Below are 26,637 nucleotides of genomic sequence, written 5' to 3' on the forward strand. Positions count from 1 at the left end.
AAAATATTTAAATTTTAAATTTTCTTTTTTATTATTTTAATGAATGTTGACAACTTTGAATTTTGAAAAAGTAGGGTAGGAGCTGTTAGACAATTTTCAAATGGTTATTGAGATTGTCTAAAATGGTTTGAACAGTTTCGAAATCGTTGGGATGTACTTTGAGTTTGATTCCGCCCAGCGCATTGGTGTAAAAAGGAGCTACCGAGAGAGTGATTTCGTTTTCAAAGAAAAAAGGGATTTTTTCTAGCTCTAAAATGTGTTTTAAAACCACTATTTCATGTGGATAAGTAAAGACTGCTATAGTTTTAAAATCTTCCATGAGGTTGTTTTTATAAAGATAAAAAAAATATTTAAAGTTATATTTTATTTAAAACTAAAGCACATTCACTGTTTACCGTTAACTATTTTGTAATTTTAGACTTTATTAGAAAAGATATATGCGTAAAAGATTAAGAAAGCCAATCAAGAAAGAGAAAGATTTTAGCGATAAAATTTTAAAAATATTGGCTCAAAACCCTAATAAAGGGTTTAACTACAAACAAATAGGAGCTACGCTTGAACTAGATGATACTCAAAGTAGAAATCAAATTATCAAAGATTTGAAACTTTTGGCTGCTGCCAAAAAAATAATTGAAACCGAACCAGGAAAGTATCTTGTGAAAGCCATAAGCCAAGATTATTACGAAGGAACCATCGATATGACAGGGCGTAAGACGGCTTATTTCATTTGTCCTGATTTTGAAGAAGACGTTTTTATTCCAACCAATAATTTGAATCGTGCTTTAGACAAAGACAAAGTAAAAGTCTATGTTTATAATCGAAGAAAAGGAAAACGTCCTGAAGGCGAAGTCATTGAAGTAGTCGAAAGAGCCAAAACTGATTTTGTAGGTGTAATCGATATTCAAAAGAATTTTGCTTTTGTTTCTACTGCCAATCCAAAAATGTACACGGATATTTTTATTCCAAAAGATAAAATAGGAGAGGCAGAGCAAGGAGATGTTGTTCTGGTTCACATCGAAGATTGGCCTAAAAGAGCGGATAGTCCTTTTGGTAGGGTAGAAAAAGTACTCGGTAAACCAGGAGAACACGATACAGAAATTCACGCTATTTTGGCCGAATATGGTTTACCTTCTGAGTTTCCAATAGAAGTTGAAACCTTTGCTCAAAAAATTGATACTACAATTCAAGAAAGTGAAATTGCGAAACGTCGCGATATGCGAGATACACTCACTTTTACCATAGACCCAAAAGATGCCAAAGATTTTGATGATGCCTTGTCTTTCAAAAAATTAGAGAATGGTAATTTCGAAATAGGGGTTCACATTGCTGATGTTTCGTATTATCTAGAAGAAGGAACTATACTTGATGATGAAGCCTATCAACGAGCCACTTCGGTGTATTTGGTAGATAGGGTAGTGCCAATGTTACCTGAGGTTTTATCAAATTTTGCTTGTTCGTTACGTCCTCAAGAAGAGAAATATACGTTTTCGGCTATTTTTGAATTGGATGCCAAAGCCAAAGTAGTGAACCAATGGTTTGGAAGAACGGTTATTTTTTCAGACCAACGTTTTGCGTATGAAGAAGCACAATACATCATCGAAACCAAAGACAATACGATTCCAATAGAAACTTCTATCACAGGAAGTAGTTATGTTGTGGCCGATGAAATTGTAGAAGCCACTCTTAAAATGGATGAATTAGCCAAAATTTTAAGAAGAAATAGAATGAATGAAGGGGCTATTTCTTTTGACAAAGTCGAAGTAAAATTTAATTTAGATAAAGAAGGAGAACCAGAAGGCGTGTACTTCAAAATTGCTAAAGATGCCAATCATTTGATTGAAGAATTCATGCTTTTGGCCAACAGAAAAGTAGCTGAATATATTGGGAAACAAAAGAAAACCTTTATTTACAGAATTCATGATGAACCCAATGAAGATAAGCTAATTGCAATGCAAAATGTGATTGCTAAATTTGGTTATAAAATTGACTTTAGAAACAAAGGCGATATCTCTAAATCTTTGAATGCTTTGATGGAAGAGGTAAGTGGTAAAAAAGAACAAAATTTGATTGATACTTTAGCCATTCGTTCGATGAGTAAAGCCAAATATTCAACGGATAATATTGGTCATTACGGATTAGCTTTCGATTATTATTCTCATTTTACTTCACCAATTCGTAGGTATCCTGATGTAATGGTGCATAGATTGTTACAGTTTTATTTAGATGGAGGAAAATCTGTAGATGAAGAAACGTATGAAACCAAATGTTTACATTCATCAACAATGGAAGGTTTGGCTACTAATGCAGAACGTGATTCTATCAAATACATGCAGGTTAAATACATGCAAAATCATGAAGAGCAAGAATTTTTAGGTGTAATTTCAGGAGTAACCGAGTGGGGAATTTATGTTGAAATCATCGAAAATAAGTGCGAAGGAATGGTAAGAATTCGCGATATTAAAGAAGATTATTATACTTTTGACGAGAAACAATATGCCTTGGTAGGTGCTACTTCGCATGATTTATTGCAATTAGGAGACGAAATTTATGTAAAAGTTAAGAACGCTGATTTGGTTAAAAAACAATTGGATTTTAATTTTATCAGAAGAAATAATTAAAAAAAAGTTAGTTATGAAGAAGATAGTAGTAGTAGTAGCATTGTTTTTAACGAGTTATTTACAAGCTCAAGTAACTAAGAATTTAGGTGATTTTGATAGTGTCAAAGTATTTGATAAACTTACTGTTAAATTAGTTCCATCCAATGAGAATAAAGTAAGCATAACCGGAACTAGAGCAGATGAAGTTGAAGTAATTAATAAAAATGGTGAAGTAAAATTACGCATGCCTTTCCCAAAATTATTAGCTGGGAATGACATCAAAATCCAATTGTATTTCAAGAGAATAGAAAGTATTGATGCTAGCGAAGGCAGTTATGTGTCTAGCGATTTGCCATTCAAACAAACCGTTTTATCAGTTAATGCTAAAGAAGGAGCACAAATAAAAGTAGAATTTGATACCGAAAAAGCAACGATTAGAGCAGTTTCTGGAGGTATTTTAGATTTGACAGGAAAAACCAACAGTCAAACCATTACGATTGCTTCTGGTGGTGTTTTAGAAGCCAAAGATTTAATTAGTTCTCAAACTACTGTAAACGTTTCTGCGGGAGGAAAAGCTGAAATACATGCTACAACCTTAGTGGATGCAAAAGTGAAGGCTGGAGGCTCTATTTACATTTATGGTAAACCAAAACAAATCAATCAAGAAACCATCCTTGGTGGAACTATAATTGAAAAGTAGTTCCTTGTGAACAGTACTAAATGATTAGTGTTAGCACTAGTTTTTTTATTCACTATATAAACATTTTAAAATTTATAATGATTAATGATATTTTAGCTGGAATTCCTTGGGGAATTTTTTTAAGTTTTATGATTGGCCCAGTATTCTTTATTTTGCTAGAAACTAGTATTAGTAAAGGATTTAGAGCCGCAATGGTATTTGATTTAGGTGTTATTTTTGGTGATATTGTCTTTATTTCTATTGCTTATTTAGGAAGTTATCGTTTAATAACTAGTCTTAAAGATGAACCTTCTTTGTTTATTTTTGGTGGAATTGTGATGTTAGCTTATGGTATAATTTCTTTTATAAAATTGCGAAATACCGAGAAATCTCCTGAAGAAATTTTACAAGATGAAATCCTTAAAAAGAACTACGGAAGTTTATTTATGAAAGGTTTTTTCCTGAATATTATCAATATTGGTGTGTTGGGTTTTTGGTTAGCCGTTATCATTTCTGTAGGTCCAAAAATGGACATGCAAACTTCTAGAATGCTTACTTTTTTTACATCGGTTATCCTTTCTTATTTGTTAATTGATTGTATTAAAATTGTTTTGGCTAAAAAATTAAAATCAAAAATGACACCTACTAACATTCATAAAATTAAAAAAGGAATTGCTGTAGTTTTAATGATTTTTGGGATTGTTTTAATAGCACAAGGTGTTTTTCCAGGTAAAAAAGAAATGGTAAAAAATGCCTTAGAAAAGATAGAGTAGGAGCCATTTCTACTCAAAAAAAGATTAAAAAGCTTCTGAATTTCAGAAGCTTTTTTTGTTTATGACTACACTTTATTTAGTCTTCTTAACTATCATATTTTTTAAAATAATGAGTTACTAATCAGGTATTTTTTTGACATTAATTGCCTCCAAATTTAGTTGCACAAATGAAATTTGAAATTTTTAAAGGCTTTAGCCAAAATTTGTTGCTTTTATTTGGCTAAAGCCAATGCAATCAATCCTCATCATAACTGCAGCTTTAGCTGGAGTCAATTGAAAGTAAGACAAGCTGAGTAGTTACAATAATGATAAAAAAAGAGATACATTTATGCATCTGTTTTGAGACATCTTTTGGATTCGAACGCTTTCTTTATCTATTTTTCTTAAAAATTAACCATAATAAAACTCCAAGTTTCGTTGAAGTTTTCAAAGTTATCGTCCGGATTCGAACTCTATATTTATCTAATTTTTCTTAAAAATTAACCATAAAAAAAAACTCCAAGTTTGTTTGAAGATTCAGAGTAATAGTTCGGATTCGAACGCTTTCTTTATTTAATTTTTCCTAAAAATTAAATAAAAAAATCTTCAAGAAGACTTAGTGGTTTTATAGTTATCGTTCTGATTCGAACAATTCTTTATCTAATTTTTCTTAAAAATTAACCATAAAAAAAACCTCCAAGTTTGTTTGAAGGCATTAAAGTCATCGTCCGGATTCGAACGCTTTCTTTATCTAATTTTTCTTAAAAATTAACCATAAAAAAAACCTCCAAGTTTCCTTGAAGGTTTCAGAGGCATCGTCCGGATTCGAACCGGAGTAGGAGCTTTTGCAGAGCCCAGCCTAGCCGCTCGGCCACGACGCCATTGTTTAAACGGATTGCAAATGTAATACAAAAATTCCAAAAAGCAAATTCCAAATTCCAAATAAAAAGAGAATGACTTTTCTTTTGGTTTTTTAATTTTTGAAATTTATTAACGTGTTTTACTCATAATAATGGTAACCGCTTCTACATCACCACCAATAGGAGGATTTATTTTTGAAACTTCAACTTCAATTTTTGTAATAGTTGGAGCTTCATTCATAGCACGAACAATGATTCTATGAGCTACATTTTCTAATAATTCCGCTCTAATTGACATTTCTTCAACTACAATTCGGTTCAATAATACATAATCTACGGTATCACTTAATTTGTCTGATAGTGCAGATTGTGTTAAATCGGTTTCAATTTCTAAATCAACTCGGTAATCTGAACCTATTTTTGATTCTTCAATTAGACAACCGTGATAAGAAAAGGTGCGTATATTTTTTAGTTTAATTTTGCCCATTATTTGATGAAATAAAATATTTTTTTCTTGCGTTAAAAGTACAAATTCTTTTGTTTTTTTAATGGAATAAATAAATAAAGAACCCTATTATACCTAGATTCCTCAACAATTTTGATAACTTTGCCGTTCAAATTTCAATATAATGGCTGCAGAAGAAAAATCACTTCATTTTATAGAACAAATCATTGAAGATAGTATTGCTAATGGTTTTCCTAAAGAGCAATTACGCTTCCGTTTTCCACCCGAACCTAATGGTTATTTACACATTGGCCATGCCAAATCTATTTGTCTCAATTTTGGTTTAGGTTTAAAATATAATGCCCCAGTTAATCTTCGATTTGATGATACGAATCCTGCAAAAGAAGAGCAAGAATACGTTGATGCTATTAAAGAAGATGTAAAATGGTTAGGTTTTAATTGGTCTGAAGAATTGTATTCTTCTGATTATTTTCAGCAATTGTATGATTGGGCTATTCTTTTGATTAAGAAAGGAAAAGCTTATGTGGATAGCCAAACTTCTGAAGAAATGGCTGCTCAAAAAGGAACGCCTACACAACCTGGTGTTGATGGTCCTCATCGAAATCGTACTATAGAAGAAAATCTTCAATTGTTTGAAGGTATGAAAAATGGAGATTTTCCAGAAGGTAGCCATGTTTTGAGAGCCAAAATTGATATGGCTTCTACTAATATGTTGATGCGTGATCCATTGATGTACAGAATCTTACATCGTCATCATCATCGTACTGGTAATGACTGGAATATTTATCCAATGTATGATTATGCTCACGGGGAAAGTGATTATTTAGAACAAATTTCTCACTCAATTTGTACTTTAGAGTTTGTAATGCACCGTGAATTGTATGATTGGTTTTTGGATCAAATTTATGATACGGAAAAAGTAAGACCACATCAATATGAATTTGCTCGTTTGAACTTGAATTATACTGTTATGAGCAAACGAAAATTATTACAATTGGTTCAAGATAAAGTAGTTAATGGTTGGGATGATCCAAGAATGCCTACTATTTCTGGTTTACGTAGAAGAGGTTATACCGCTGCTTCTATTCGTAAATTTTGTGATACGATAGGTGTTGCTAAACGTGAAAATATTATTGATATCTCTTTGTTGGACTTCTGCTTACGTGAAGATTTGAATAAAAAAGCACCTAGAGTTATGGCTGTTTTGGATCCTGTGAAATTGGTTATTACCAATTATCCAGAAGACAAAGTAGAGTGGTTAGACGCTGAAAATAATCAAGAAGATGAAACAGCTGGTTTTAGAAAAGTTCCTTTCTCACGTGAATTATACATTGAAAAAGAAGATTTTCTTGAAGTAGCTCCAGCTAAATTTTTTAGATTGAGTATTGGTAATGAAGTACGTTTAAAAAATGGTTATATTATTAAAGGTGAGTCTGTTGTAAAGAATTCCGACGGTTCTATTAAAGAAATTCACGTCACTTATGACACGGATTCTTTGAGTGGAAGTGGGAGTGAAGCCAGCAAACGTAAAGTAGCTGGAACACTTCATTGGGTTGCTATTAATCACGCTATTGAAGCTGAAGTTCGTTTGTATGACCGCTTATTTACTGATGAAGCACCTGATAGTCATAAAGAGAAAAGTTTCTTAGAATTTGTGAATCCATCATCTTTGCAAATTGTAACTGGTTATGTGGAACCAAGTTTACAAGATGCGGTTTCTGGTACTCATTATCAATTTCAAAGATTGGGTTATTTTTCTGTGGATAAAGATGCAACTGATTCCAAATTAGTGTTTAACAAAACAGTTGGTTTGAAAGATGCTTGGGAAGAGAAAGACAAAAAAGAATCAAATCTTTTGATGAATACTCAAAAAGAAATTAACAAATACGTAAAAGAAAAAGATGATAATGTAGCTTCTACTTTGTTAGCTTCCATTGTTAATAATATTGAAAGTATTGATAATTATAGTTTATTGACTCAAACAGTAACCAAGAACATCAAAAATGATAATAATGCATTATTGTTTTCTAATTTAATTTTGAAATATTCAAATAAAGTATCTTTTAAAGATATAGAATCTGAAGCGTTACAAAAATTGTATACGATGTCTCTAAAAAGTCAATCTACTTTGGTTCGTGAAATCGTTATTCATAATTTACAGAATGATGTTGTTCATTTGAATCAATTTAAAACTTTAATTTAAGATTTTAAAGTATAAGTTTTTATTATTGAAAGCATCCTTTATTGGGATGCTTTTTTATTATTTATAATTTCTATTGTAAATTAAAGTTTTATTATTTTTTATTATTAAAAATGACTTTCATAAATCAATTTTAAGGCATTTTTTTTATTTCTTCGACTCAATTTATGTCTTTTAAATTTTATTTAAAATAAAAGCTTTATTTTAATTTTCACTCCCTTTTTTAATAGTTTATCACGTTGTTAACTTTGTTTTGTTAATAAAGTAGTATCTTTATAATTAATAACAGTAATTTTTAAGTATCATGGCAAGTAACACTGGAAATACCATTTTAGCACTTTTAACAGGAGCTGCTATTGGAGCAGGAATTGGAATTTTATTTGCTCCCGACAAAGGAACTAATACACGACGAAAAATTCGTGAAGGAGTTGATGAAGCAAAAGAAAATTTAAATGAAAAATTTTCTGAAGTTTCTGAAAAATTAGTTGATAAGGCTTTTTTAACAAAAGACAATTTTGATGAAAATTTCGAAAATTTTGTTTCTAATGCAAGTCATAAAACGGAAGAGCTAATAACCTTACTAGAAGAAAAGTTAGCTGCTTTAAAATTGAAGAATGCTAAATTTCAAAAATAATTCTTTCTATTATGGCATTAGACGAACTTAAAGAAAAGACAGAAGACATTCAAGAGCAACTTCAAGCATACATTGAAAGCAATGCAGCTTACTACAAACTTTGGGGTTTCAAAGTAACTATGAAATCCACAACGATGATTTTGAAGTTTTCTTTGATACTTCTATGTTTCTCAATGGTTTTGTTGTTTTGTTCTATTGCAGCCGCTTTAGCTATTGGTACTTATTTAGAAAGCAATGCTTTAGGTTTCTTAGCTGTAGGTTCTTTTTATCTTTTAATTACTTTTGGTTTGTTTTTGATTAAAGATAAAATTGTTGAAGGACCAATTTTAGAGAAGTTTTCAGAAATCTTTTTTAACGATTAATTATGGAACCAAAAAAATATTCATCTTATGCAGATATTGATCGTGATTTAGAAATTCTGAAATTGGAAAAAGAAATTCATTATCAAAAATTACTATTGAGTGTTCAAAAAACCAAAGAGAGTTTTGAACCACAAAATATAATTAATAGTTATTTAGGTTCTTTCAAATCAACCATTTCTAATAATTATGTTCAGATATTACAAACAGCTCTACCTTACATTATTGGGTGGATTATAAATAGAAAAAGAGGCCGTTAAGCCTCTTTTTTGTTTATACTTCTTCTGAATTTGTTTCTTGAGTTTCTTCAGGTGGTTGCGGTTTCACAATTTCTTTTGGTTTAACGCGTTCCGTTTTTTTCATCATTTGTCCTACTTGACTCGAAGCAGAGAAGGAGGCAATCATATTATTCAACATATCACTTCCGGCTTGTGGAGAGTTTGGTAATAATATTAAGTTAGAATTGGCATCTGCACCAATGGCTTGTAAGGTATCATAGTGTTGAGTAACAACAATTAACGCCGAGGCTTCTTGAGAATTAATACCAACATTGTTCAAAACTTCGACACTTTCTACAAGTCCACGAGCAATTTCTCTTCTTTGATCCGCAATACCTTGTCCTTGTAATTTTTTACTTTCAGCTTCCGCTTTTGCTTTGGCTACAATTCTTATTCTTTGTGCTTCTGATTCAAATTCCGCAGCTGTTTTTTCTCTATCTGCTGCATTTATTCGGTTCATTGCGTTTTTTACTTGAATATCTGGATCTATATCTGTAACTAAGGTGTTGATAATATCGTATCCGTAAGTAGTCATTGCTTCGTTTAATTCTCTTTTTACAGCTATTGCAATATCATCTTTTCTTACGAAAACATCGTCTAGAATTAACTTTGGAACTTCAGCTCGTACTACATCAAATACATAAGCCGTAATTTGGTCGTGTGGAAATTCTAATTTATAAAATGCTTCATAGACTTTATCTTGAATTACTTTGAACTGTACAGAAACTTTCATTTTGATAAAAACGTTATCCTTTGTTTTGGTTTCAATCAACACATCCAATTGTTGAATTCTTAGATTTACTCTACCCGCAACTCTGTCAATTATTGGAATTTTGAGTTGTAAACCTGAATTTCTGATGCTTGTAAACTTTCCAAAACGTTCAATAACTACTGCTGTTTGTTGTTTTACAGTAAAGAAGGAAGACAATAAAATTAATAATCCGAAGACTAGTAACACAATTAAAATAGGATTCATGATTCTTTTTTTAAGATTAGTTACTGTTTATACGTAAGAATACTTTTAATGTTACAAAAAAAATAGCTCTCCAATTGGAGAGCTGTTTTTTTATAAAGTTGTAACGGCTTTTTGAATCCTTTTTATGGTTTCTTCTTTCCCTATTATCTCTACAATATCAAATAGTTGAGGGCCTTTAAGCGCTCCAACTAAGCTCAATCGGAAAGGTTGCATAATTTTACCCATTCCAATTTCATTTTTTGTCATCCATTCTTTTACAAGAGTTTCAATAGTGTTTGAAGTAAAGTCTTCTATTTCATTTAGGACTTCAATCAAATTCTTCATTAACTGAGGAGTTTCTTCTTTCCAATTTTTACTTGCTTTTTCGTCATAAGCAGTAGGTTCTTCAAAAAAGAAATTGCTTAACTCCCAAAATTCATTTACGAAATGAGCTCTTTCCTTGATTAAGGAAACGATTTTTGTCAATTTATTTATTTCTATTGCTTCTATTTTTCCTGTTTGCTCTGCAACAATTGGTAAAAATTGTTTTGCCAATTCTTCATCTGACTTATGTATTAAATACTGATGGTTGAACCATTTATTCTTTTCAGGATCAAATTTTGCACCCGATTTATGCACTCTTTTTAAATCAAATGTTGCAGCTAATTCCTCTAAACAAAACAATTCTTTTTCAGTACCATCATTCCATCCTAATAACGCTAAGAAGTTAACTACAGCTTCCGGGAAAAATCCTTTTTCCCTGTATCCTGATGATATTCCTTCTTCAGTTTTCCATTCTAATGGAAACACTGGAAAGCCCATTTTATCTCCATCTCTTTTAGATAATTTTCCATTACCAATTGGTTTTAGAATTAAAGGCAAATGAGCAAATTCTGGAGCATCCCAACCAAAGGCACGATATAGCATTACGTGTAACGGCATTGATGGTAACCATTCTTCACCTCTAATTACGTGTGAAGTTTCCATTAAATGGTCATCTACTATATTGGCCAAGTGATAGGTTGGCATACCGTCACTTTTGAATAACACTTTATCATCGAGTAAACTTGTTTCAAATTTAACTTCACCTCTTATAATATCACTCAAGTGTAAAGTTTCATTCACCGGAGTTTTAAAACGTATTACATATTCTTCACCATTTGCAATTTTAGCTTCAGTTTCTTCTTTGGACAATGCCAATGAGTTATTCAAACTTTCTCTATTACTATGGTTGTAAATAAACGTTTTTCCTTCTGTTTCAAATTGTTTTCTTAAAGTATCCAATGAATCAGGAGTATCAAATGCATAATAAGCATTACCTGATGCAATTAATCTATCTGCATATTGTTTGTACAATTCTTTTCTTTCGCTTTGTCTATACGGTCCAAATTTTTCATTTTTTCCTACGGTTTCTTCAGGCGCAATTCCTAACCATTCTAAAGCCTCCATTATGTATTCTTCTGCACCTTCTACAAAACGGTTTTGATCTGTATCTTCTATTCTTAAATAAAATGTACCATTATTTTTTTTTGCAAATAAATAATTAAAAAGGGCAGTTCTTACACCACCAATATGTAATGGTCCTGTTGGACTTGGTGCAAATCGCACGCGTACTGGTTTTGACATTTTCTTTATATTTTTTTTGCAAATATACGATTTTAGTATCCTTTATGATTTTACATGTGTTATATACCATGCTTTTGATTGTCTTTTAACTTTTTAATTCATATAAAATTGTACTTTTATAGGTTATATCATCAATTTTAATTATTGTGAATACATCTACTATCATATATCAAAAATTAGAAGCTTTTATAAAGAAGTTTTACACTAATGAACTTTTACGTGGAACATTATTATTCATTGGTTTTGGTCTTTTGTATTTCTTATTTACGCTTTTTATTGAATACTTTTTATGGTTGCAACCAGCGGCTAGAACGTTTTTGTTTTGGACATTTATCCTTGTTGAAGTTTATTTGTTAACTCGTTTTATTGCATTTCCAATCTTTAAACTGTTTAAGTTGAAAGAAGGAATTTCTTACCTTGAGGCATCTAAGATTATTGGTAGTCATTTCCCAGAGGTGAGTGATAAATTACTTAATTTTCTTCAGTTATCACAGAATTCAAATGCTGGTTCAGAACTTTTATATGCTTCAATTGAACAAAAGTCTCAAAATTTAGCACCTATTCCATTTGTTAGAGCTATAAACTTTGGTGAGAATAAGCGTTATCTTCCTATAGCTTTAATTCCTTTAGTTTTTCTTTTACTTTTTTTTATTTCTGGTAACAGTAGTGTTATTTCTCAGAGTTTAAATCGTGTTATTCACTACAAAGCATCTTTTATTAAGCCCGCTCCTTTTAATTTAGTTATTCTTAATCCTAGTTTGGTTGTACAACAGAATAGTGATTTTGTTTTGAAAGTTAAAGCTGAAGGCTCAATTTTACCTGAAAACATTGTTGTTTTTATAGGCGATGAAAGTTATTTTATGGAGAACAATGGCTCGGGTATTTTTCAATACAAAATCAATTCTCCTTCAGAAACTATTGTTTTTCATCTCGAGGCTAATACTGTTATTTCACCCGATTATGAGTTAAATGTCGTATCTGTACCTTCAATTTCTAGTTTTGAAATGAAGTTAACTTTTCCCAATTACTTAAAAAGAAAAACTGAAATAATCATGGGTACTGGTAATGCAGTTATACCCGAAGGAACTCTAGTAGAATGGAAAATTATTGGTTCTTCAACTGAATCTATAGTTTTTAATTCAAATAAAATGTCCTCAAAATTTTTCGCTAATGATAATTCTTTTGTTTTTGCTAAAAAAATAAATCAAAATACAGAATATCAAGTAATTACATCTAATAGTAATCTTAAAAACTTCGAAAAATTACAATATCAGATAGCTATAGTAAAAGACCAGTTTCCTTCTATAGATGTACAACAAGCACCCGACAGTCTTAAGGTTGATAAGAGTTTCTTTATTGGTAAAATTGCAGATGATTATGGTTTTTCTAAACTTCAAATTGTTTATTATGAAAAAGGAAAACCTGCTACTGCCAAACGTGGAACATTAACTACTAATACAGGAGTTTTTGATCAATTTGTTTATTCTTTTCCTGGTAATTTAAAAGTTAATCAAGGTGTTGCTTATGATTTTTACTTTGAGATTTTTGACAATGATATACTTCATAACTTTAAAAGTGTACGTTCTTCTGTTTTTAGTAATCGTATAAGTACTGAGATTGAATTGCAAGACGCGTTAATAGAGAATCAAAATTCTAATTTGAATAGCCTTGAGAAGACTTTAAAAAATCAATCTAAGCAGTTTATGGATATTGATAAACTAAATAAATCAGATAAAGAAAAGAAAGATTTAGAGTTCAAGGACCAACAAATGATTAATGATTTTATCAAAAAGCAAGAAGCACTAGATGAGTTGATGAAATCTTTTTCTGAAAAAATTAAAGAGAATCTCAGCAAAGGTAAGAAGGATTCTAATGATAAAACTAAAGAGTCATTAGAGAAAAGACTGGATAAAGTTTCGGATGCTTTAGATAAGAATAAAAAATTATTGGATGAATTGAAAGCGTTAAATGAAAAGTTAAATAAAGAAGAACTTCAAGATAAGTTACAACAATTTAAGCAATCTAGTAAAAATCAAGTTAAGACTTTAGAACAATTAGTAGAATTAACCAAGCGTTATTATGTCGATAAAAAAGCCAATCAAATAGCAGATAAGTTAGATAAGTTATCTCAAGAAGAAAAAAAATTATCTGAGGATTCGAATCCTAGTACAGCCAAAGATCAGGAGAAAATTAATGAAGAATTTAAAGCGATTCAAGATGAATTAAAAGAGTTATCCAAAGATAATAATGCTTTAAAATCACCATTAGATATTCCTAATACTAAAGAATTAGAACAAAAGATTAATAGTGATTTGATTAATGCAAAGGAACAGTTGAATAAAAAGAATACTTCTAAAGCTAAAGAATCTCAAAAGAACGCTTCACAGAATTTAAAGAAAATGAGTCAGTCAATGAAGCAAGCTATGGAAGGGGGAGAGCAAGAGCAATTGCAAGAAGATGTTAAAATGCTTCGTCAAGTCCTTGATAATTTATTAGCATTTTCAAATTCTCAGGAAGATGTTATGAAACAGTTTAAGGCTACTAAAGTAGGTTCCGCTACTTATAATAAACATTTAAAAACACAACAAACACTTAAGACGCAATTCAAGCACGTTGATGATTCACTGTTTTCTATGTCATTGCGTAATGCTAAAATTGCTGAGGATGTCACAAAAGAAATCGGTAATGTTCAGTATAATATAGATAATGCAATTGATAAATTAGGCAACGGCATAGTATCTAAAGGTATTTCTCATCAGCAATTTAGTGTTGCATCTGCTAATAAACTTGCAGATTTTTTAAGTGAAATACTTCATAATATGCAAATGGATCTTTCTGGTATGAGTAGTGGAAATCCAAAACCAGGACAAGGTAAAGGTATGCAGCTTCCTGATATTATTTCTAAGCAAAAAGGTCTTGGTGATAAAATGAAGCAACAAATGAAGGGTGATGGTAAAGCAGGTGAAGGCAAACCGAAACCTTCTTCTAGTGGTGCCTCTTCCAAAGAAGGTGATGAAGGTTCAAGTGGAGAAGGGGATGCAAAAGCTATTTTAGAAATCTATAGAGAGCAAAAACAATTGCGTGATGCATTGCAAGATGAGTTGAATAAAAACGGCATCAATGGTGCAGGACAAAATGCATTAGAACAAATGAAACAGATAGAAAAGCAATTATTGAACATAGGTTTTAAGAATGAAGTATTACAACGCATTCTAAATCTCAACCACGAATTGCTTAAACTGGATAATGCTTTACAACAGCAAGGTCAAGATACAAAACGTCAATCTGAAACTAATCTCAAGTCTTTTTCTAATCCAGCTAAACAGCTGCCAACTAACTTACTTCAATATATAAATAGTATAGAAATATTAAACAGACAATCACTACCTTTGCGCTCCAATTTTAACCAAAAGGTTCAAGAATATTTTAATAAAAATGATTGATTTTAATTACGAACTAGAGTTTGCTCTAGATGATGAAGCGGTATATGCTTCTTGGCTTACAAAGGTTATAGAGTCTGAAAACAAAAAGTTGGGTGAAATTAATTACATTTTTTGTGATGACGAATATTTACTTGCTATAAATGTTGAGTATTTAAATCACGACACTTTAACGGATATTATTAGTTTTGACTATTCATTAGGTAATGAATTGAATGGTGATATTTTTATTTCTATTGAAAGAGTTAGAGATAATGCTAATGATTTTAATGTTTCATTTACTGAAGAATTAAAACGCGTTATGGTTCACGGAGTTTTACACTACTGCGGATATAAAGACAAATCGGAGTCCGATGAATTATTAATGCGCCAAAAGGAAGATGAAAAAATACAACTGTTTCACGTGGAACAGTAATTTATAAACTCTCTTTTATGTTTCACGTGAAACATTTTTAAGTAAGTTTTTTTGTTTGTTCCACGTGGAACTCAAACACAGGTTTCATTTGTAACTGAAGTATAGGTTTCACGTGGAACATTTATAGATTTTAATTTTAGTATTATGTTTTTAAATGAGTATGATGTTATTGTGGTTGGTGCAGGACACGCAGGTTCTGAAGCTGCTGCCGCCGCCGCAAATTTAGGTTCTTCGACTTTATTGGTTACAATGAGTCTTCAAAACATTGCTCAGATGTCTTGCAATCCCGCTATGGGTGGAATTGCGAAAGGTCAGATTGTTCGTGAAATCGATGCTCTTGGAGGGTATTCTGGGATTGTTTCTGATCGTACTGCAATTCAATTTAAAATGTTGAACAAATCAAAAGGTCCAGCAATGTGGTCACCACGTGTTCAAAGTGACCGTATCCGTTTTGCGGAAGAATGGAGAATGATGTTAGAAGGCACTCCTAATCTTGATTTTTATCAAGAAATGGTTAGTGGTCTTATTATTGAAAATGGTCGCATAAAAGGAATTAAAACTTCACTTGGTGTAGAAATTCGTTCAAAAGCAGTTGTTTTAACTAATGGTACTTTTTTAAATGGTTTAATTCATATTGGAGAAAAACAATTTGGTGGTGGTAGAGCAGGTGAAAGTGCTGCTTATGGTATAACCGAAGATTTGGTAAAAGTAGGTTTTGAATCTGGAAGAATGAAAACAGGTACACCGCCAAGAGTGGATGGTCGTTCCTTGGATTACTCAAAAATGAATGAAGAAAAAGGGGATGCACGTCCTGATAAATTTTCTTATTCAGATGTGACTTCTCCGCTTACTCATCAGCGTTCTTGTTTTATGACATATACTTCAAATGAAGTTCATTCTATTTTGAGAGAAGGTTTTGACCGTTCTCCAATGTTTAACGGACGTATTAAAAGTTTAGGCCCTCGTTATTGTCCTTCTATAGAAGATAAAATTAATCGTTTTGCAGATAAAGAACGTCATCAACTTTTTATTGAACCAGAAGGATGGAATACCTGTGAGGTTTATGTTAATGGTTTTTCAACTTCTTTACCAGAAGATATTCAGTTTAAAGCTTTGCGTTCTGTTGTGGGTTTTGAAAATGTAAAATTTTTTAGACCTGGTTATGCTATAGAGTATGATTATTTTCCACCAACGCAATTAAAGCACACTTTGGAAACTAAACTTATTGATGGTTTATATTTCGCTGGACAAATTAATGGGACTACTGGATATGAAGAAGCGGCTTCTCAAGGATTGATGGCGGGAATTAATGCTCATTTGAAAATTAATGAGAAAGAACCATTAATTTTAAAAAGAGACGAAGCTTACATTGGTGTTCTTATTGATGATTTAATTACTAAGGGAACTGAAGAACCTTATCGTATGTTTACTTCCAGAGCAGAGTATAGAACTTTATTGCGTCAAGATAATGCAGATTTTAGATTAACGCCTTTGTCCTATGAAATTGGATTAGCTTCTGAAAAAAGATTACGTCGAATGGAGCACAAGCTAAATGAATCTGAAAAAATGGTTTCTTTCTTTAAAGAAACGAGTGTTACTGTTGCTGAAGCAAATCCAATTTTAGAATCAAAAGGAACGGCTTTGATTTCTCAAGGTGATAAAATGTTTAAAGTATTCTCACGTCCGCAAATAGATTTAGAAGATATTTTAAAATTTGAAAAAGTGCAGCAATACGTTCAGGATAATAATTTAGACCAAGAAATTTTAGAACAAGCAGAAATACAAGTCAAATATTCTGGTTACATAGAAAAAGAACGTAATAATGCAGATAAACTAACGCGTCTGGAAGAAGTAAAGATTCCTGAAAATTTTGATTATTCAAAAATAAAATCGATGTCTATCGAAGCTAGACAAAAGCTGAGTAAGATACGTCCAATTACAATCTCTCAAGCATCACGCATTAGTGGAGTATCTCCTAGCGATATATCTGTGCTATTAATCTATATGGGCAGATAAAATTTTAATCGAATTGTTCCACGTGAAACTTAAATAAAAAATAATGGCATTACTCGTGAAAAGAGTAATGCCTTTTTCAGCAATTAATCAACCTCAAATGAATTTAACTGATAAAAAACATTTTCTTACTGTAAAAGATTTTTCGGTTTCTAAAGAAATTTTTGATTTGCATTACGATGCAACTTTGGATATGTTAGTTACCTATCCACAACCAGAATTAGATAAATTAGGAAGCTACTACGAAAGTATAGATTATATTTCGCATACTGATTCAAAACGTAGTTTATTTGAAAAAGCCTATCATTTTGTAAAAGGAATTGCTCTAAAAAATAAATTGCAATTAATTAATGCAGAACAAGCATCAAAAGGACAGCTTTTGGATATTGGTGCAGGTACAGGTGATTTTTTGTTAGTAGCTAAAAATGATGGTTGGAATACGATAGGTATCGAACCAAGTGAAAAAGCGAAAACTATAGCAATCACAAAAGGAATTTCTTTTGTACCCGACACCTCTTCTTTAGCTTCGCATAGTTTTGATTGTATTACAATGTGGCATGTTTTGGAACACGTTCCTGATTTAGATTTTCAAATCAAAGAATTAAAGCGATTATTAAAACCTACGGGAACTTTAATTGTTGCTGTACCCAATTTCAAATCATACGATGCAAACTATTACCAAGAGTTTTGGGCTGCTTATGATGTTCCGATTCATTTTTGGCATTTTTCAAAAAAAGCTATTGAGCTGCTTTTTCAAAAAGAAAACATGAAATTAAGCAAAGTACTTCCAATGAAGTTTGATTCATTTTATGTGAGTCTATTGTCCGAAAAATATAAAACGGGTAAAATGAATTATTTTTCAGCTTTTTTTGTAGGGCTACGTTCAAATTGGAAAGCAAGACGCACAAATGAGTATTCTTCGCTGATTTATGTGCTAAAAAATAAGTAAAATCTATTTTTAAGCGTTTTAAGCGACGATTTTACTCTAAAAGGATGTATTTCGTCGGTTTTTTTTAAAAGCGCCTTATTTTTAATTTATGAATGTTATTTTTTATCAAGTATTCTTATTGCATTTTCGCCTTTAATAATAAAAATTGATGTTGTTAATTTTGTTCATTTTTTAAACTTTATGTCGCTACTAACTATTTTTTTATATTTTTGTCAAACATCTTAAAATAATAAATTAACTCAAATGAAAAAATCATTACTTATCCTTGCACTAGCAATTTCAATTGTGTCTTGTGATAAAAAAGCAGAAGTAAAAGAAGTAAAAACGGCGTATGTAGATACTTCTGAATTAATGAAGGAATATACAGAGGCAAAAGACCTTGAAGCTAAATACAAAGCACAAGCACAAGAAAAAGGTCGTCAATTAGAGGCTGAAATAAATCGTTTCAAACAAGAAGCTTCTAATTTTCAAGCACAGGCACAAGCAAATGGTCAGGAGTGGGCTCAGAAGAAAGGTGCTGAATTACAAAAAAGAGAACAACAATTAGGATATGCACAACAAGCATTATCTCAACAATTGCAAATGGAAAGTAGTAAAGAGATGGATTCATTAGTAAGTGGTGTAAAGAAGTTTATCAAAGCTTATGGTAAAGAAAAAGGATATGCTTACATCTATGGTACAGGTGATGCTGCTTCTATTTTGTATGCAGAAGATAAATTTGATATTACTAAAGATATTATCAAAGCCTTGAATGAAAAATACAAAGCTTCTGGTTCTAGTAAAGAAAAAGAAGAAACAAAAAAATAAGCTTTTTTAGCTATTGAAAAGCCTTCATCTATTAAAGATTGAAGGCTTTTTTTTTTGGATAAATGAGATGTATTTTTTGTTGTTTATGTCACAGATTATTTATTTTTTTATTGATTTATAATACTTTACTTCTACTATTTTTTAATATTTTTAGTTCTTTATTTATACGCCTTATGCAAACCTTATCTACAGCCGCTGCTTATACGTTGCAATTTATCAATCAAACCAATCGTTCTGTTTTTCTCACGGGAAAAGCAGGAACAGGAAAGACTACTTTATTACGTGAGATTATTAAAACTACTCATAAAAATACAGTAGTTGTTGCTCCGACAGGTATCGCTGCTCTAAATGCAAATGGAGTTACAATACACTCTATGTTTCAATTGCCTTTTGGTGCTTTCATACCAGATCATTCTGATCCGCAGTTCTTTGAAAGTACAAAGTTTGAAACCAAGTCCACGCTAAAGCGTCATTTCAAGATGAATGCTGTCAAGAAAGCAGTTATTCGGAATATGGAATTGCTTATAATTGACGAAGTGAGTATGTTGCGTGCAGATTTATTAGACGCAATGGACTTCATGATGCAGACGGTTCGTAAAAATTCGTTTCCCTTTGGTGGGGTGCAAATTTTATTTATAGGAGATTTACTACAATTACCACCAGTGGTGAAAGATGAAGAATGGCGTACTTTGCGAAATTATTACAGAGGGAAATTCTTTTTTCATGCTCAAGTTTTAGTTCAATTTCCACCGCTGTATATTGAGTTGTCGCATATTTACAGACAAACAGATGAGCGATTCATTACCGTTTTGAATCATTTGAGAAATAACCAAATCACAAATCAAGATATTGCTATTTTAAATCAATTCGTACAACCTAATTTTGATTTAAAAGAGAATAAAGGTTTTATATGCTTGACCACCCATAATGCTAAAGCTGATGCGATTAATACAGAATCTTTAAAAGAATTAGCAGGTAAATTATATCGTTTTTATCCTGAGATAACAGGAGATTTTCCCGAAAAAATTTATCCATTAGATGCACAATTAGAATTAAAAGTGGGTGCACAAATTATGTTTGTCAAAAATGATTTATCTTTTGATAAACAATATTTTAACGGTAAAATGGGAACTATTGCCTCTTTGACCGAGAAAGAAATTAGGGTACATTTTCCAGAGGAGAACAAAACAATAGAAGTTGAAAAGTACGAATGGCAAAACATCCGTTATCAAGTTGACCCACTCACAAAGGAAATTCAAGAAGAAGTGCTGGGTACCTTTGTTCAATATCCAATCAAATTAGCTTGGGCAATTACAGTTCATAAAAGTCAAGGTTTAACTTTTGACAAAGCTGCAATTGACGTATCGCAAGTTTTTTTACCTGGGCAGGCTTATGTTGCTTTATCTCGTTTGCGTTCGTTAGAAGGGCTTATTTTGCTTTCTCCGCTACGTATGAATGGTATTTCTAGCGACCAGGATGTGATGGAGTATGCTCAAAATAAAGCTAGTGATACGTATTTGCAATCGGTATTGCATTTTGAAACCAAACATTTCATCTTAGATTATTTGTGTACTACCTTCAATTGGAAGGAATTAGCGCAAGAATGGCGTAATCACCGTTTTAGTTATGAGGAGGCTTCAGATTCGTCTCTTAAATCTAGGAATGCAAATTGGGCAAAGGAACAATCAGATGCTATGGAACAGCTATTAGAGCCTGCGTCTAAATTTATTTTACAATTGCAAAAACTATTTGCAAATGAAACGGTTGACCTCAATCTTATTTTACAACGTATCAATGCCGCTTTCGATTATTTTTGGAAGCCAATGGATGCAATGGTAGAATCCCTACTTTGGAAATTGCAAGAAACGCAGTATAGTAAGAAATCCAAAGGTTATTTTGAGGAGTTATCACTTTTGGAAGAATTACAGACCAAAGCAGTTCTTAGATTGATGAAAGCACAACTTTTAGTCGCTACAGTTGTTGCTGGGGAGGCTATTTCTAAAGAAAAATTAACCTCTCCAGAGATTAAAAATTATTTGTCCCATAAAATTGAAAAAGTAAAGAATGCTTTTAATGAGCAACATGCCAATTTACTTGATGAGGAAATAGATGTAATGCGTTATAAAACAAAGGATAAAGGAGCAAAAGCGCAAAAGAAAAATACTGTTGAAGAAACGCATGCTTTGTGGTTGGAAAATAAATCCATTACCGAAATAGCGCTTCTTCGAATGTTGACAAAAGAAACCATCTTGCTGCACATTACTAAGCTAATCTCGCAACAAAAAATAAAAATTGAAGCAGTCTTGCCAGAAGATAAATTGAAAGCGCTTTCGGAGGCTTTTTATGGGTATAGTGAAGAAACATTGGCACCTCTAAAAGAAAAATACGGTGAAACCTTCACTTGGGAGGAACTTCGAATGTATAAAGCAAGTTTAAATAGCTGATTTACAAAAAAACCTATTCGTTTGTGAATAGGTTTTTCGTTTTTTATAAAGATTGAATCAAAATCCAAGCATCAGGATTATGGTCTTCTATGATTTCTTTTTGAGCTTTTTGAGCTTCGGCAAACGTAGCATAGCTTCCATAAACAACGGGGTAAAGACCATTTTTGTTCTCTGGAATTCTTTTGGCATCATAGCCTAATTTTTTTAGTTCTCTAAGTTCTTTATTAGCATTAACTTCACTTCTGTAAGCTCCTGCCATAATGTGGTATTTAAACGAAACTACTTCTTTTTTCGGATTCGTTTTAACTGATAATGTTACTGTTGGAATCGGGCTTTCTATAAAAAAAGTAGCTTCTTGTATTTTGTTTTGCACTTTCTTTTGTACAGATGTCTCTACCAAAAGTGTAGCCTCTTCAATTTGTTTTTGGTATATGCTATACCCAACACTAGAAGTGATACCCAAACCTAATACAAAGATTGCCGCATAACGTAAAAACGGGTAACGTTGTCCTTTTGTAACTTCTTCTTCCTCTTCTTCAGGAGATAAAGTAAGTGTATGTTTAATTATCGGTTCTTCAACCAAAGTTTTAGCTTCTACTGCTTTTTCGAACAGTTCTCTTTTAACCATTGGAGAAACAAACGGACTTAGACCAAACGAACTAGTCAAGTAGTTGTTACTATCTTCGGCAGTAAATACTAGGTTAGCATCAGCATTTAATCTAAAAGTACCAATGTTTTTGAAAGAAAGAACACCATGTGTTTCCAATCTTTTTTTCCAATTGAATACTTCAAATTGAATAGCACTTACGGCATAATCGTAAGAAGTCTTTTCCGCTTGAGCGATATGATGGGCTAATAAACCATCATTGTTTTTTAAATTCGCATTAAACGAAATCATTTTTTTGGGCGGAAAAAAAGACGTGCTACTTTCATGCAATTGAGCAGACTGTGTTTCAGTTAAAAAAGCACCAAAACCCGGTACAGCTACACATTGGTAACGGTACAAAAGCTGAGAGATGTATTGTTCGATTTTCATACTAACAAAGTTAGCTAACCAAAATAGTTATCAAAATTTTATTCACAATTTTTATTAACAAATTCCATTAAAATTTATATATTTCACTTTCAATTACTTATTACATTTGAAGCAGCGATAGTTCCATTGGATTCCTCTGAAAAAAATACTTTTTGAGGATGTTTTTTGGTTTTTTTCTGTTCAATTTTTTTCTATACGCCAAAATTTTAAAGTAAAAGCATGACCAATCAAGATTTATTTTTTCTGCTAGCCCTGCAGCGTGTTGAAGGGGTTGGTGACATAGTTGCTAAGAAATTACTACAACATTTAGGTTCAGCCGAAGCCGTTTTCAAAGCAAAACCACAGCAATTGGCCGCTATTGATGGAATAGGAGCGACTCTCATTAAAAATTTAAAAGACCCAACCGTATTTTCGAAAGCACAAGCGGAACTCGATTACCTTCTTAAAAATCAGATAAATGTTTCGTTTTTTCAAGACAAAAATTATCCTGAATCCTTAAAACAATGTGTTGATGGTCCACTACTTTTGTTCAGTACAGGCGAACAAGATTGGACCAACAAAAAAATGATTAGCATTGTTGGTACGCGTCAAATCACAGCATATGGGACCGAATTTTGCAAACAATTCATCTCCGATTTGGCTCCTTTAAACCCAGTAATCATCAGCGGATTTGCCTATGGTGTGGATATAGTGGCGCACCAAGTAGCAATGGACCATGGTCTTCAAACTATTGGAGTCTTGGCACATGGGATGCAACATATTTATCCCAAAAACCATAAAAAATACATGGTCAAAATGGAACAAAATGGCGGATTTATCTCCGAATTTTGGAGTTCAACACCACCAGATAAAGAAAACTTTGTCCGTCGCAATCGCATTGTAGCCGGTATGGCTCAGGCAACTATCGTCATAGAGTCTGCCGAACGAGGAGGTTCATTAATCACAGCCCAAATAGCCAGCGATTATAATCGTGACGTATTTGCGGTTCCGGGTCGATCTACCGATAAGTATTCATTAGGATGCAATAATCTTATCAAAACTCAAAAAGCAGCAATGATTACAAGTGCTGCCGATTTAATTTATAATCTCAATTGGGATATACAAACCAATCCAAAAGCCATTCAAAAACAACTCTTCGTGGCTTTAGAGCCCGATGAACAAAAAATCTACGATTACCTTTTACAATCTGGCAAAGAAATGCTTGATAGCATTGCAATAGATTGTCAATTGCCTACTTTCAAACTTTCAAGTTTACTTTTGAACATGGAACTCAAAGGCGTCATTCGTCCTTTACCAGGCAAATTGTTTGAAGCGATATAGACGAGGATTTTGTTTTTATTTGGGCGTGCCCCTACGTAAAAACTTCGGGTCGGGCTGTACGTTCCCGCTTCCCGATGAAAAATCGGGAGAGCTCCACTGCCATCCCTCACGCGAATCCCGATCTTAACTTATAATTTTCATTTTTCTTCACAATAAATCATACTTTTGAAATAAAAATCAAAAATGAAGTTATACGCTATAGAAACCGGAAATTTTAAACTCGACGGAGGCGCTATGTTTGGCGTGGTGCCCAAAACCATTTGGAACAAAACCAATCCAGCCGATGCTAATAATTTGATAGACATTGCCGCACGTTGTTTGTTAATCGAAGATGGTAATCGCTTGATTTTGATAGATACAGGAATGGGCAACAAACAATCCGAAAAGTTTTTTGGATATTATTCGCTTTGGGGCAGTCATTCTTTGGACACTTCCTTGGCAAAGCACGGTTTTCATCGCGATGATATTACCGATGTTTTTATGACCCATTTGCATTTTGACCATTGCGGAGGAAGCATTCAGTGGAATAAAGACAGAACAGGCTATGAACCTGCTTTTAAAAGCGCTAAATTTTGGACTAACGAAAACCATTGGCAATGGGCCACACAACCCAATGCGCGTGAAAAAGCTTCCTTTCTATCCGAAAATATTTTGCCCATGAAAGAAAGCGGCCAGCTTCATTTTATCCAACGTCCAGAAGGTGATTTTGGCGTATCAACCGAAATGGGTTTTGACATTTTCTACGCCGACGGCCACACCGAAAAGCAAATGCTACCACATATTTCATACAACGGAAAAACCATCGTTTTTTGTGCCGATTTGCTCGCTACGGCAGGTCATATTCCGCTGCCGTATGTGATGGGCTACGACACGCGCCCGTTGCTGACTATGCCTGAGAAAAACAAAGTACTCACAGCCGCCGCAAATCACAACCACTTTTTGTTCTTAGAACACGATGCCCATAACGAAATCATTACGGTACAACACACCGAAAAAGGCGTTCGTTTAAAAGAGGTTTTTACATGTGAAGAGGTGTTGTAAAAAACAAACTCCTATCAATAAAAAGGGTTTGAAACAGATGCAACCTGCTTTTCTCACAAAAAACCGTTAACAATTGCACGCTATCTAATTCACTTCTCTTATTTTTGGAAAGAAAAACTAATTCTAATTCATCATCAATGAAAAAAATAAAATACACCCAATGGGCTTTGGCATTGGCATTGGCTTTTTGTTTATCAGGGAATGCACAGACATTTACGGGTAAAAAAGGAAAATTAACTGAGCAACAATTGCAGCGTTGGTCGCATTTGGATTTGGCTAAAGACAGTATTCCAGGAATGAGTGTCGACAAAATGTATGCAGAGTTAATTAAAGATAAAAAAGGAAAAAAAGTCATTGTGGGAATCATCGATTCTGGAGTGGATATCGAGCACGAAGACCTGAAATCAGTGCTTTGGACCAACAAGAAAGAAATTGCTGGCAACGGTATTGACGATGACAAGAATGGGTTTATTGACGATGTACACGGATGGAATTTCTTGGGCAACGATTTGCACGAAACCTTAGAAATGACGCGTATTGTCAAAAAAGGCGACGATGGTTCAGCTGCCTACAAACAAGCCAAAGCAGCCTATGATAAAAAATATGCAGAGGCGATGCAAGGCAAGCAACAAGTTGATTTTCTTATCAACGTTGATAAAGTCGTGCAAAAACATTTGCAGAAAGCGGTATATACGCTAGATGAAGTAAAAGCTATCACAACTACAGAGCCTGAGTTGACCAATGCGAAAGCCGTGATGACTCAAATTTTGACCAATGCAGGTGGTGCCGATTTTTCTTCACAATTAGAGGAGTACCGTAAGTACGTATACGATCAATTGAACTACAATTTGAATTTGGAGTTAAACGGACGTAAAGCAGTCGGAGACAATCCAGAAGACATCAAAAACACTAAATATGGCAACAATATTGTTTTTGGTCCAGACAAAGAAGAGGCCTTACACGGAACTCACGTTGCGGGGATTGTTGCACAAACACGAAACAACAATTTAGGCGGAGATGGGATTGCTAACAATGTTGAAATTATGACCATTCGTGCCGTTCCAGATGGAGATGAATATGATAAAGATATTGCTTTGGCTATTCGTTATGCGGTAGACAATGGCGCCAAAGTCATTAACGGAAGTTTTGGAAAAAGTTTTTCACCACACAAGCAATGGGTGTATGACGCTATCAAATATGCTGAGAAAAAAGATGTGCTTTTTGTACACGCAGCTGGAAATGATGGACTTAATATTGATTTAGCCGAAAATGCTAATTTCCCGAACGATTCAGACGATAACAAAATAGAATTTGCTTCGAATGTAATCACTGTTGGCGCTTTAAACTATAACTATGGCGAAGAGGTAATTGCTGGTTTTTCTAATTATGGCGCTTTCAATGTAGATGTTTTTGCTCCAGGTGAAGAAATCTATGCTACCATCCCGAATAACAAATACAAATATTTGCAAGGAACTTCAATGGCTTCTCCAAATGTAGCGGGAGTAGCGGCAATGATTCGTTCTTATTTCCCAAAATTATCCGCCAAACAAGTAAAACAAATCTTGATGAGTTCAGGTACACCATTACCATCAAAAGTAGTTGTTGGCGAAAAGAAAGAATTGAAAAACGCTGCTGAAGTAGGCAAATCCGCTTCGATGGTCAATGCTTATAATGCTTTTAAAATGGCAGAGCAATTGAGTAAAAACCCAAAAGCAAAATTGAAAATCCAAGGATAAAACCTTGAACATACTAATCATAAAGTTATT

The 26,637-nt window shown here is 32.8% G+C and carries 21 protein-coding genes and 1 tRNA gene; 16 read left to right on the forward strand and 6 right to left on the reverse strand.

The window, feature by feature from the left end:
• Positions 1 to 85: 85 nt before the first annotated feature.
• Complete coding sequence (locus ACSVH9_RS04190) at positions 86 to 319, reverse strand: DUF2007 domain-containing protein (RefSeq protein ID WP_159688800.1); 234 nt, start codon at positions 317 to 319, stop codon at positions 86 to 88.
• 118 nt (positions 320 to 437) lie between these two features.
• On the opposite strand from ACSVH9_RS04190, the gene rnr reads away from it, so the two are divergent.
• From rnr to ACSVH9_RS04205, 3 genes are all read left to right on the forward strand, one after another.
• A complete protein-coding gene (rnr, locus tag ACSVH9_RS04195; RefSeq protein ID WP_438062618.1) occupies positions 438 to 2,618 on the forward strand; it encodes a ribonuclease R in 2,181 nt (726 codons plus the stop codon).
• Between the two features lie 13 nt (positions 2,619 to 2,631).
• On the forward strand, positions 2,632 to 3,297 hold the full coding sequence (locus ACSVH9_RS04200) for a head GIN domain-containing protein (RefSeq protein ID WP_438062619.1): 666 nt from the start codon (positions 2,632 to 2,634) through the stop codon (positions 3,295 to 3,297).
• Between the two features lie 77 nt (positions 3,298 to 3,374).
• The gene (locus ACSVH9_RS04205; RefSeq protein ID WP_159688790.1) at positions 3,375 to 4,049 is read left to right on the forward strand and encodes a LysE family translocator; all 675 of its coding nucleotides are present in this window, start codon (positions 3,375 to 3,377) and stop codon (positions 4,047 to 4,049) included.
• A gap of 789 nt (positions 4,050 to 4,838) precedes the next feature.
• Here ACSVH9_RS04205 and ACSVH9_RS04210 read toward each other — a convergent pair.
• Both ACSVH9_RS04210 and folB read right to left on the reverse strand, forming a co-directional pair.
• Positions 4,839 to 4,909 (reverse strand) — tRNA-Cys (locus ACSVH9_RS04210).
• A gap of 109 nt (positions 4,910 to 5,018) precedes the next feature.
• Positions 5,019 to 5,375, reverse strand: coding sequence for a dihydroneopterin aldolase (gene folB / locus ACSVH9_RS04215; protein ID WP_438062620.1), 357 nt, complete (start codon positions 5,373 to 5,375; stop codon positions 5,019 to 5,021).
• A gap of 142 nt (positions 5,376 to 5,517) precedes the next feature.
• Between folB and ACSVH9_RS04220 the strand changes: the two genes are divergently transcribed.
• From ACSVH9_RS04220 to ACSVH9_RS04235, 4 genes are all read left to right on the forward strand, one after another.
• On the forward strand, positions 5,518 to 7,557 hold the full coding sequence (locus ACSVH9_RS04220) for a glutamine--tRNA ligase/YqeY domain fusion protein (RefSeq protein ID WP_438062621.1): 2,040 nt from the start codon (positions 5,518 to 5,520) through the stop codon (positions 7,555 to 7,557).
• A gap of 301 nt (positions 7,558 to 7,858) precedes the next feature.
• On the forward strand, positions 7,859 to 8,188 hold the full coding sequence (locus ACSVH9_RS04225; protein ID WP_438062622.1) for a YtxH domain-containing protein: 330 nt from the start codon (positions 7,859 to 7,861) through the stop codon (positions 8,186 to 8,188).
• 11 nt (positions 8,189 to 8,199) lie between these two features.
• The gene (locus ACSVH9_RS04230) at positions 8,200 to 8,550 is read left to right on the forward strand and encodes a competence protein (protein WP_438062623.1); all 351 of its coding nucleotides are present in this window, start codon (positions 8,200 to 8,202) and stop codon (positions 8,548 to 8,550) included.
• A gap of 2 nt (positions 8,551 to 8,552) precedes the next feature.
• The gene (locus ACSVH9_RS04235; protein ID WP_438062624.1) at positions 8,553 to 8,807 is read left to right on the forward strand and encodes a DUF6327 family protein; all 255 of its coding nucleotides are present in this window, start codon (positions 8,553 to 8,555) and stop codon (positions 8,805 to 8,807) included.
• A gap of 13 nt (positions 8,808 to 8,820) precedes the next feature.
• On the opposite strand, the gene ACSVH9_RS04240 is transcribed toward ACSVH9_RS04235, so the two are convergent.
• Complete coding sequence (locus tag ACSVH9_RS04240) at positions 8,821 to 9,801, reverse strand: SPFH domain-containing protein (protein WP_438062625.1); 981 nt, start codon at positions 9,799 to 9,801, stop codon at positions 8,821 to 8,823.
• A 90-nt stretch (positions 9,802 to 9,891) separates the two neighbouring features.
• A complete protein-coding gene (gene gltX / locus ACSVH9_RS04245) occupies positions 9,892 to 11,406 on the reverse strand; it encodes a glutamate--tRNA ligase (protein WP_438062626.1) in 1,515 nt (504 codons plus the stop codon).
• Between the two features lie 146 nt (positions 11,407 to 11,552).
• Here gltX and ACSVH9_RS04250 point away from each other — a divergent pair, with 146 nt between their 5' ends.
• The 6 genes from ACSVH9_RS04250 (at position 11,553) to ACSVH9_RS04275 (ending at position 21,474) form a co-directional block, all read left to right on the forward strand.
• A complete protein-coding gene (locus tag ACSVH9_RS04250; protein WP_438062627.1) occupies positions 11,553 to 14,849 on the forward strand; it encodes a hypothetical protein in 3,297 nt (1,098 codons plus the stop codon).
• Complete coding sequence (ybeY, locus tag ACSVH9_RS04255) at positions 14,842 to 15,261, forward strand: rRNA maturation RNase YbeY (protein WP_438062628.1); 420 nt, start codon at positions 14,842 to 14,844, stop codon at positions 15,259 to 15,261. Before ACSVH9_RS04250 ends, ybeY begins: the two co-directional genes overlap by 8 nt.
• A gap of 144 nt (positions 15,262 to 15,405) precedes the next feature.
• Complete coding sequence (gene mnmG / locus ACSVH9_RS04260) at positions 15,406 to 17,277, forward strand: tRNA uridine-5-carboxymethylaminomethyl(34) synthesis enzyme MnmG (RefSeq protein WP_438062629.1); 1,872 nt, start codon at positions 15,406 to 15,408, stop codon at positions 17,275 to 17,277.
• Between the two features lie 97 nt (positions 17,278 to 17,374).
• The gene (locus tag ACSVH9_RS04265) at positions 17,375 to 18,223 is read left to right on the forward strand and encodes a class I SAM-dependent methyltransferase (protein WP_438063027.1); all 849 of its coding nucleotides are present in this window, start codon (positions 17,375 to 17,377) and stop codon (positions 18,221 to 18,223) included.
• Between the two features lie 243 nt (positions 18,224 to 18,466).
• Positions 18,467 to 19,030 carry an OmpH family outer membrane protein gene (locus ACSVH9_RS04270; RefSeq protein WP_438062630.1) on the forward strand — a complete coding sequence of 188 codons (564 nt, stop codon included), beginning with the start codon at positions 18,467 to 18,469 and terminating at the stop codon, positions 19,028 to 19,030.
• A gap of 173 nt (positions 19,031 to 19,203) precedes the next feature.
• Positions 19,204 to 21,474 carry a helix-turn-helix domain-containing protein gene (locus tag ACSVH9_RS04275; RefSeq protein ID WP_438062631.1) on the forward strand — a complete coding sequence of 757 codons (2,271 nt, stop codon included), beginning with the start codon at positions 19,204 to 19,206 and terminating at the stop codon, positions 21,472 to 21,474.
• Between the two features lie 43 nt (positions 21,475 to 21,517).
• Here the strand turns inward: ACSVH9_RS04275 and ACSVH9_RS04280 are convergent, their stop codons facing one another.
• Entirely contained in the window at positions 21,518 to 22,510 is a 993-nt protein-coding gene (locus ACSVH9_RS04280) for an SPOR domain-containing protein (protein ID WP_438062632.1), read from the reverse strand.
• Between the two features lie 219 nt (positions 22,511 to 22,729).
• Between ACSVH9_RS04280 and dprA the strand changes: the two genes are divergently transcribed.
• From dprA to ACSVH9_RS04295, 3 genes are all read left to right on the forward strand, one after another.
• The gene (gene dprA, locus ACSVH9_RS04285) at positions 22,730 to 23,830 is read left to right on the forward strand and encodes a DNA-processing protein DprA (RefSeq protein ID WP_438062633.1); all 1,101 of its coding nucleotides are present in this window, start codon (positions 22,730 to 22,732) and stop codon (positions 23,828 to 23,830) included.
• Between the two features lie 183 nt (positions 23,831 to 24,013).
• Positions 24,014 to 24,871, forward strand: coding sequence for an MBL fold metallo-hydrolase (locus ACSVH9_RS04290; RefSeq protein WP_438062634.1), 858 nt, complete (start codon positions 24,014 to 24,016; stop codon positions 24,869 to 24,871).
• 137 nt (positions 24,872 to 25,008) lie between these two features.
• Positions 25,009 to 26,607 (forward strand): S8 family peptidase, encoded by a 1,599-nt coding sequence (locus ACSVH9_RS04295; protein ID WP_438062635.1) that lies wholly within the window; start codon positions 25,009 to 25,011, stop codon positions 26,605 to 26,607.
• Positions 26,608 to 26,637: the final 30 nt, after the last annotated feature.

It is taken from the genome of Flavobacterium sp. RSSB_23, from assembly GCF_051547145.1.
In the GTDB taxonomy this organism is placed as follows: Bacteria; Bacteroidota; Bacteroidia; order Flavobacteriales; family Flavobacteriaceae; genus Flavobacterium.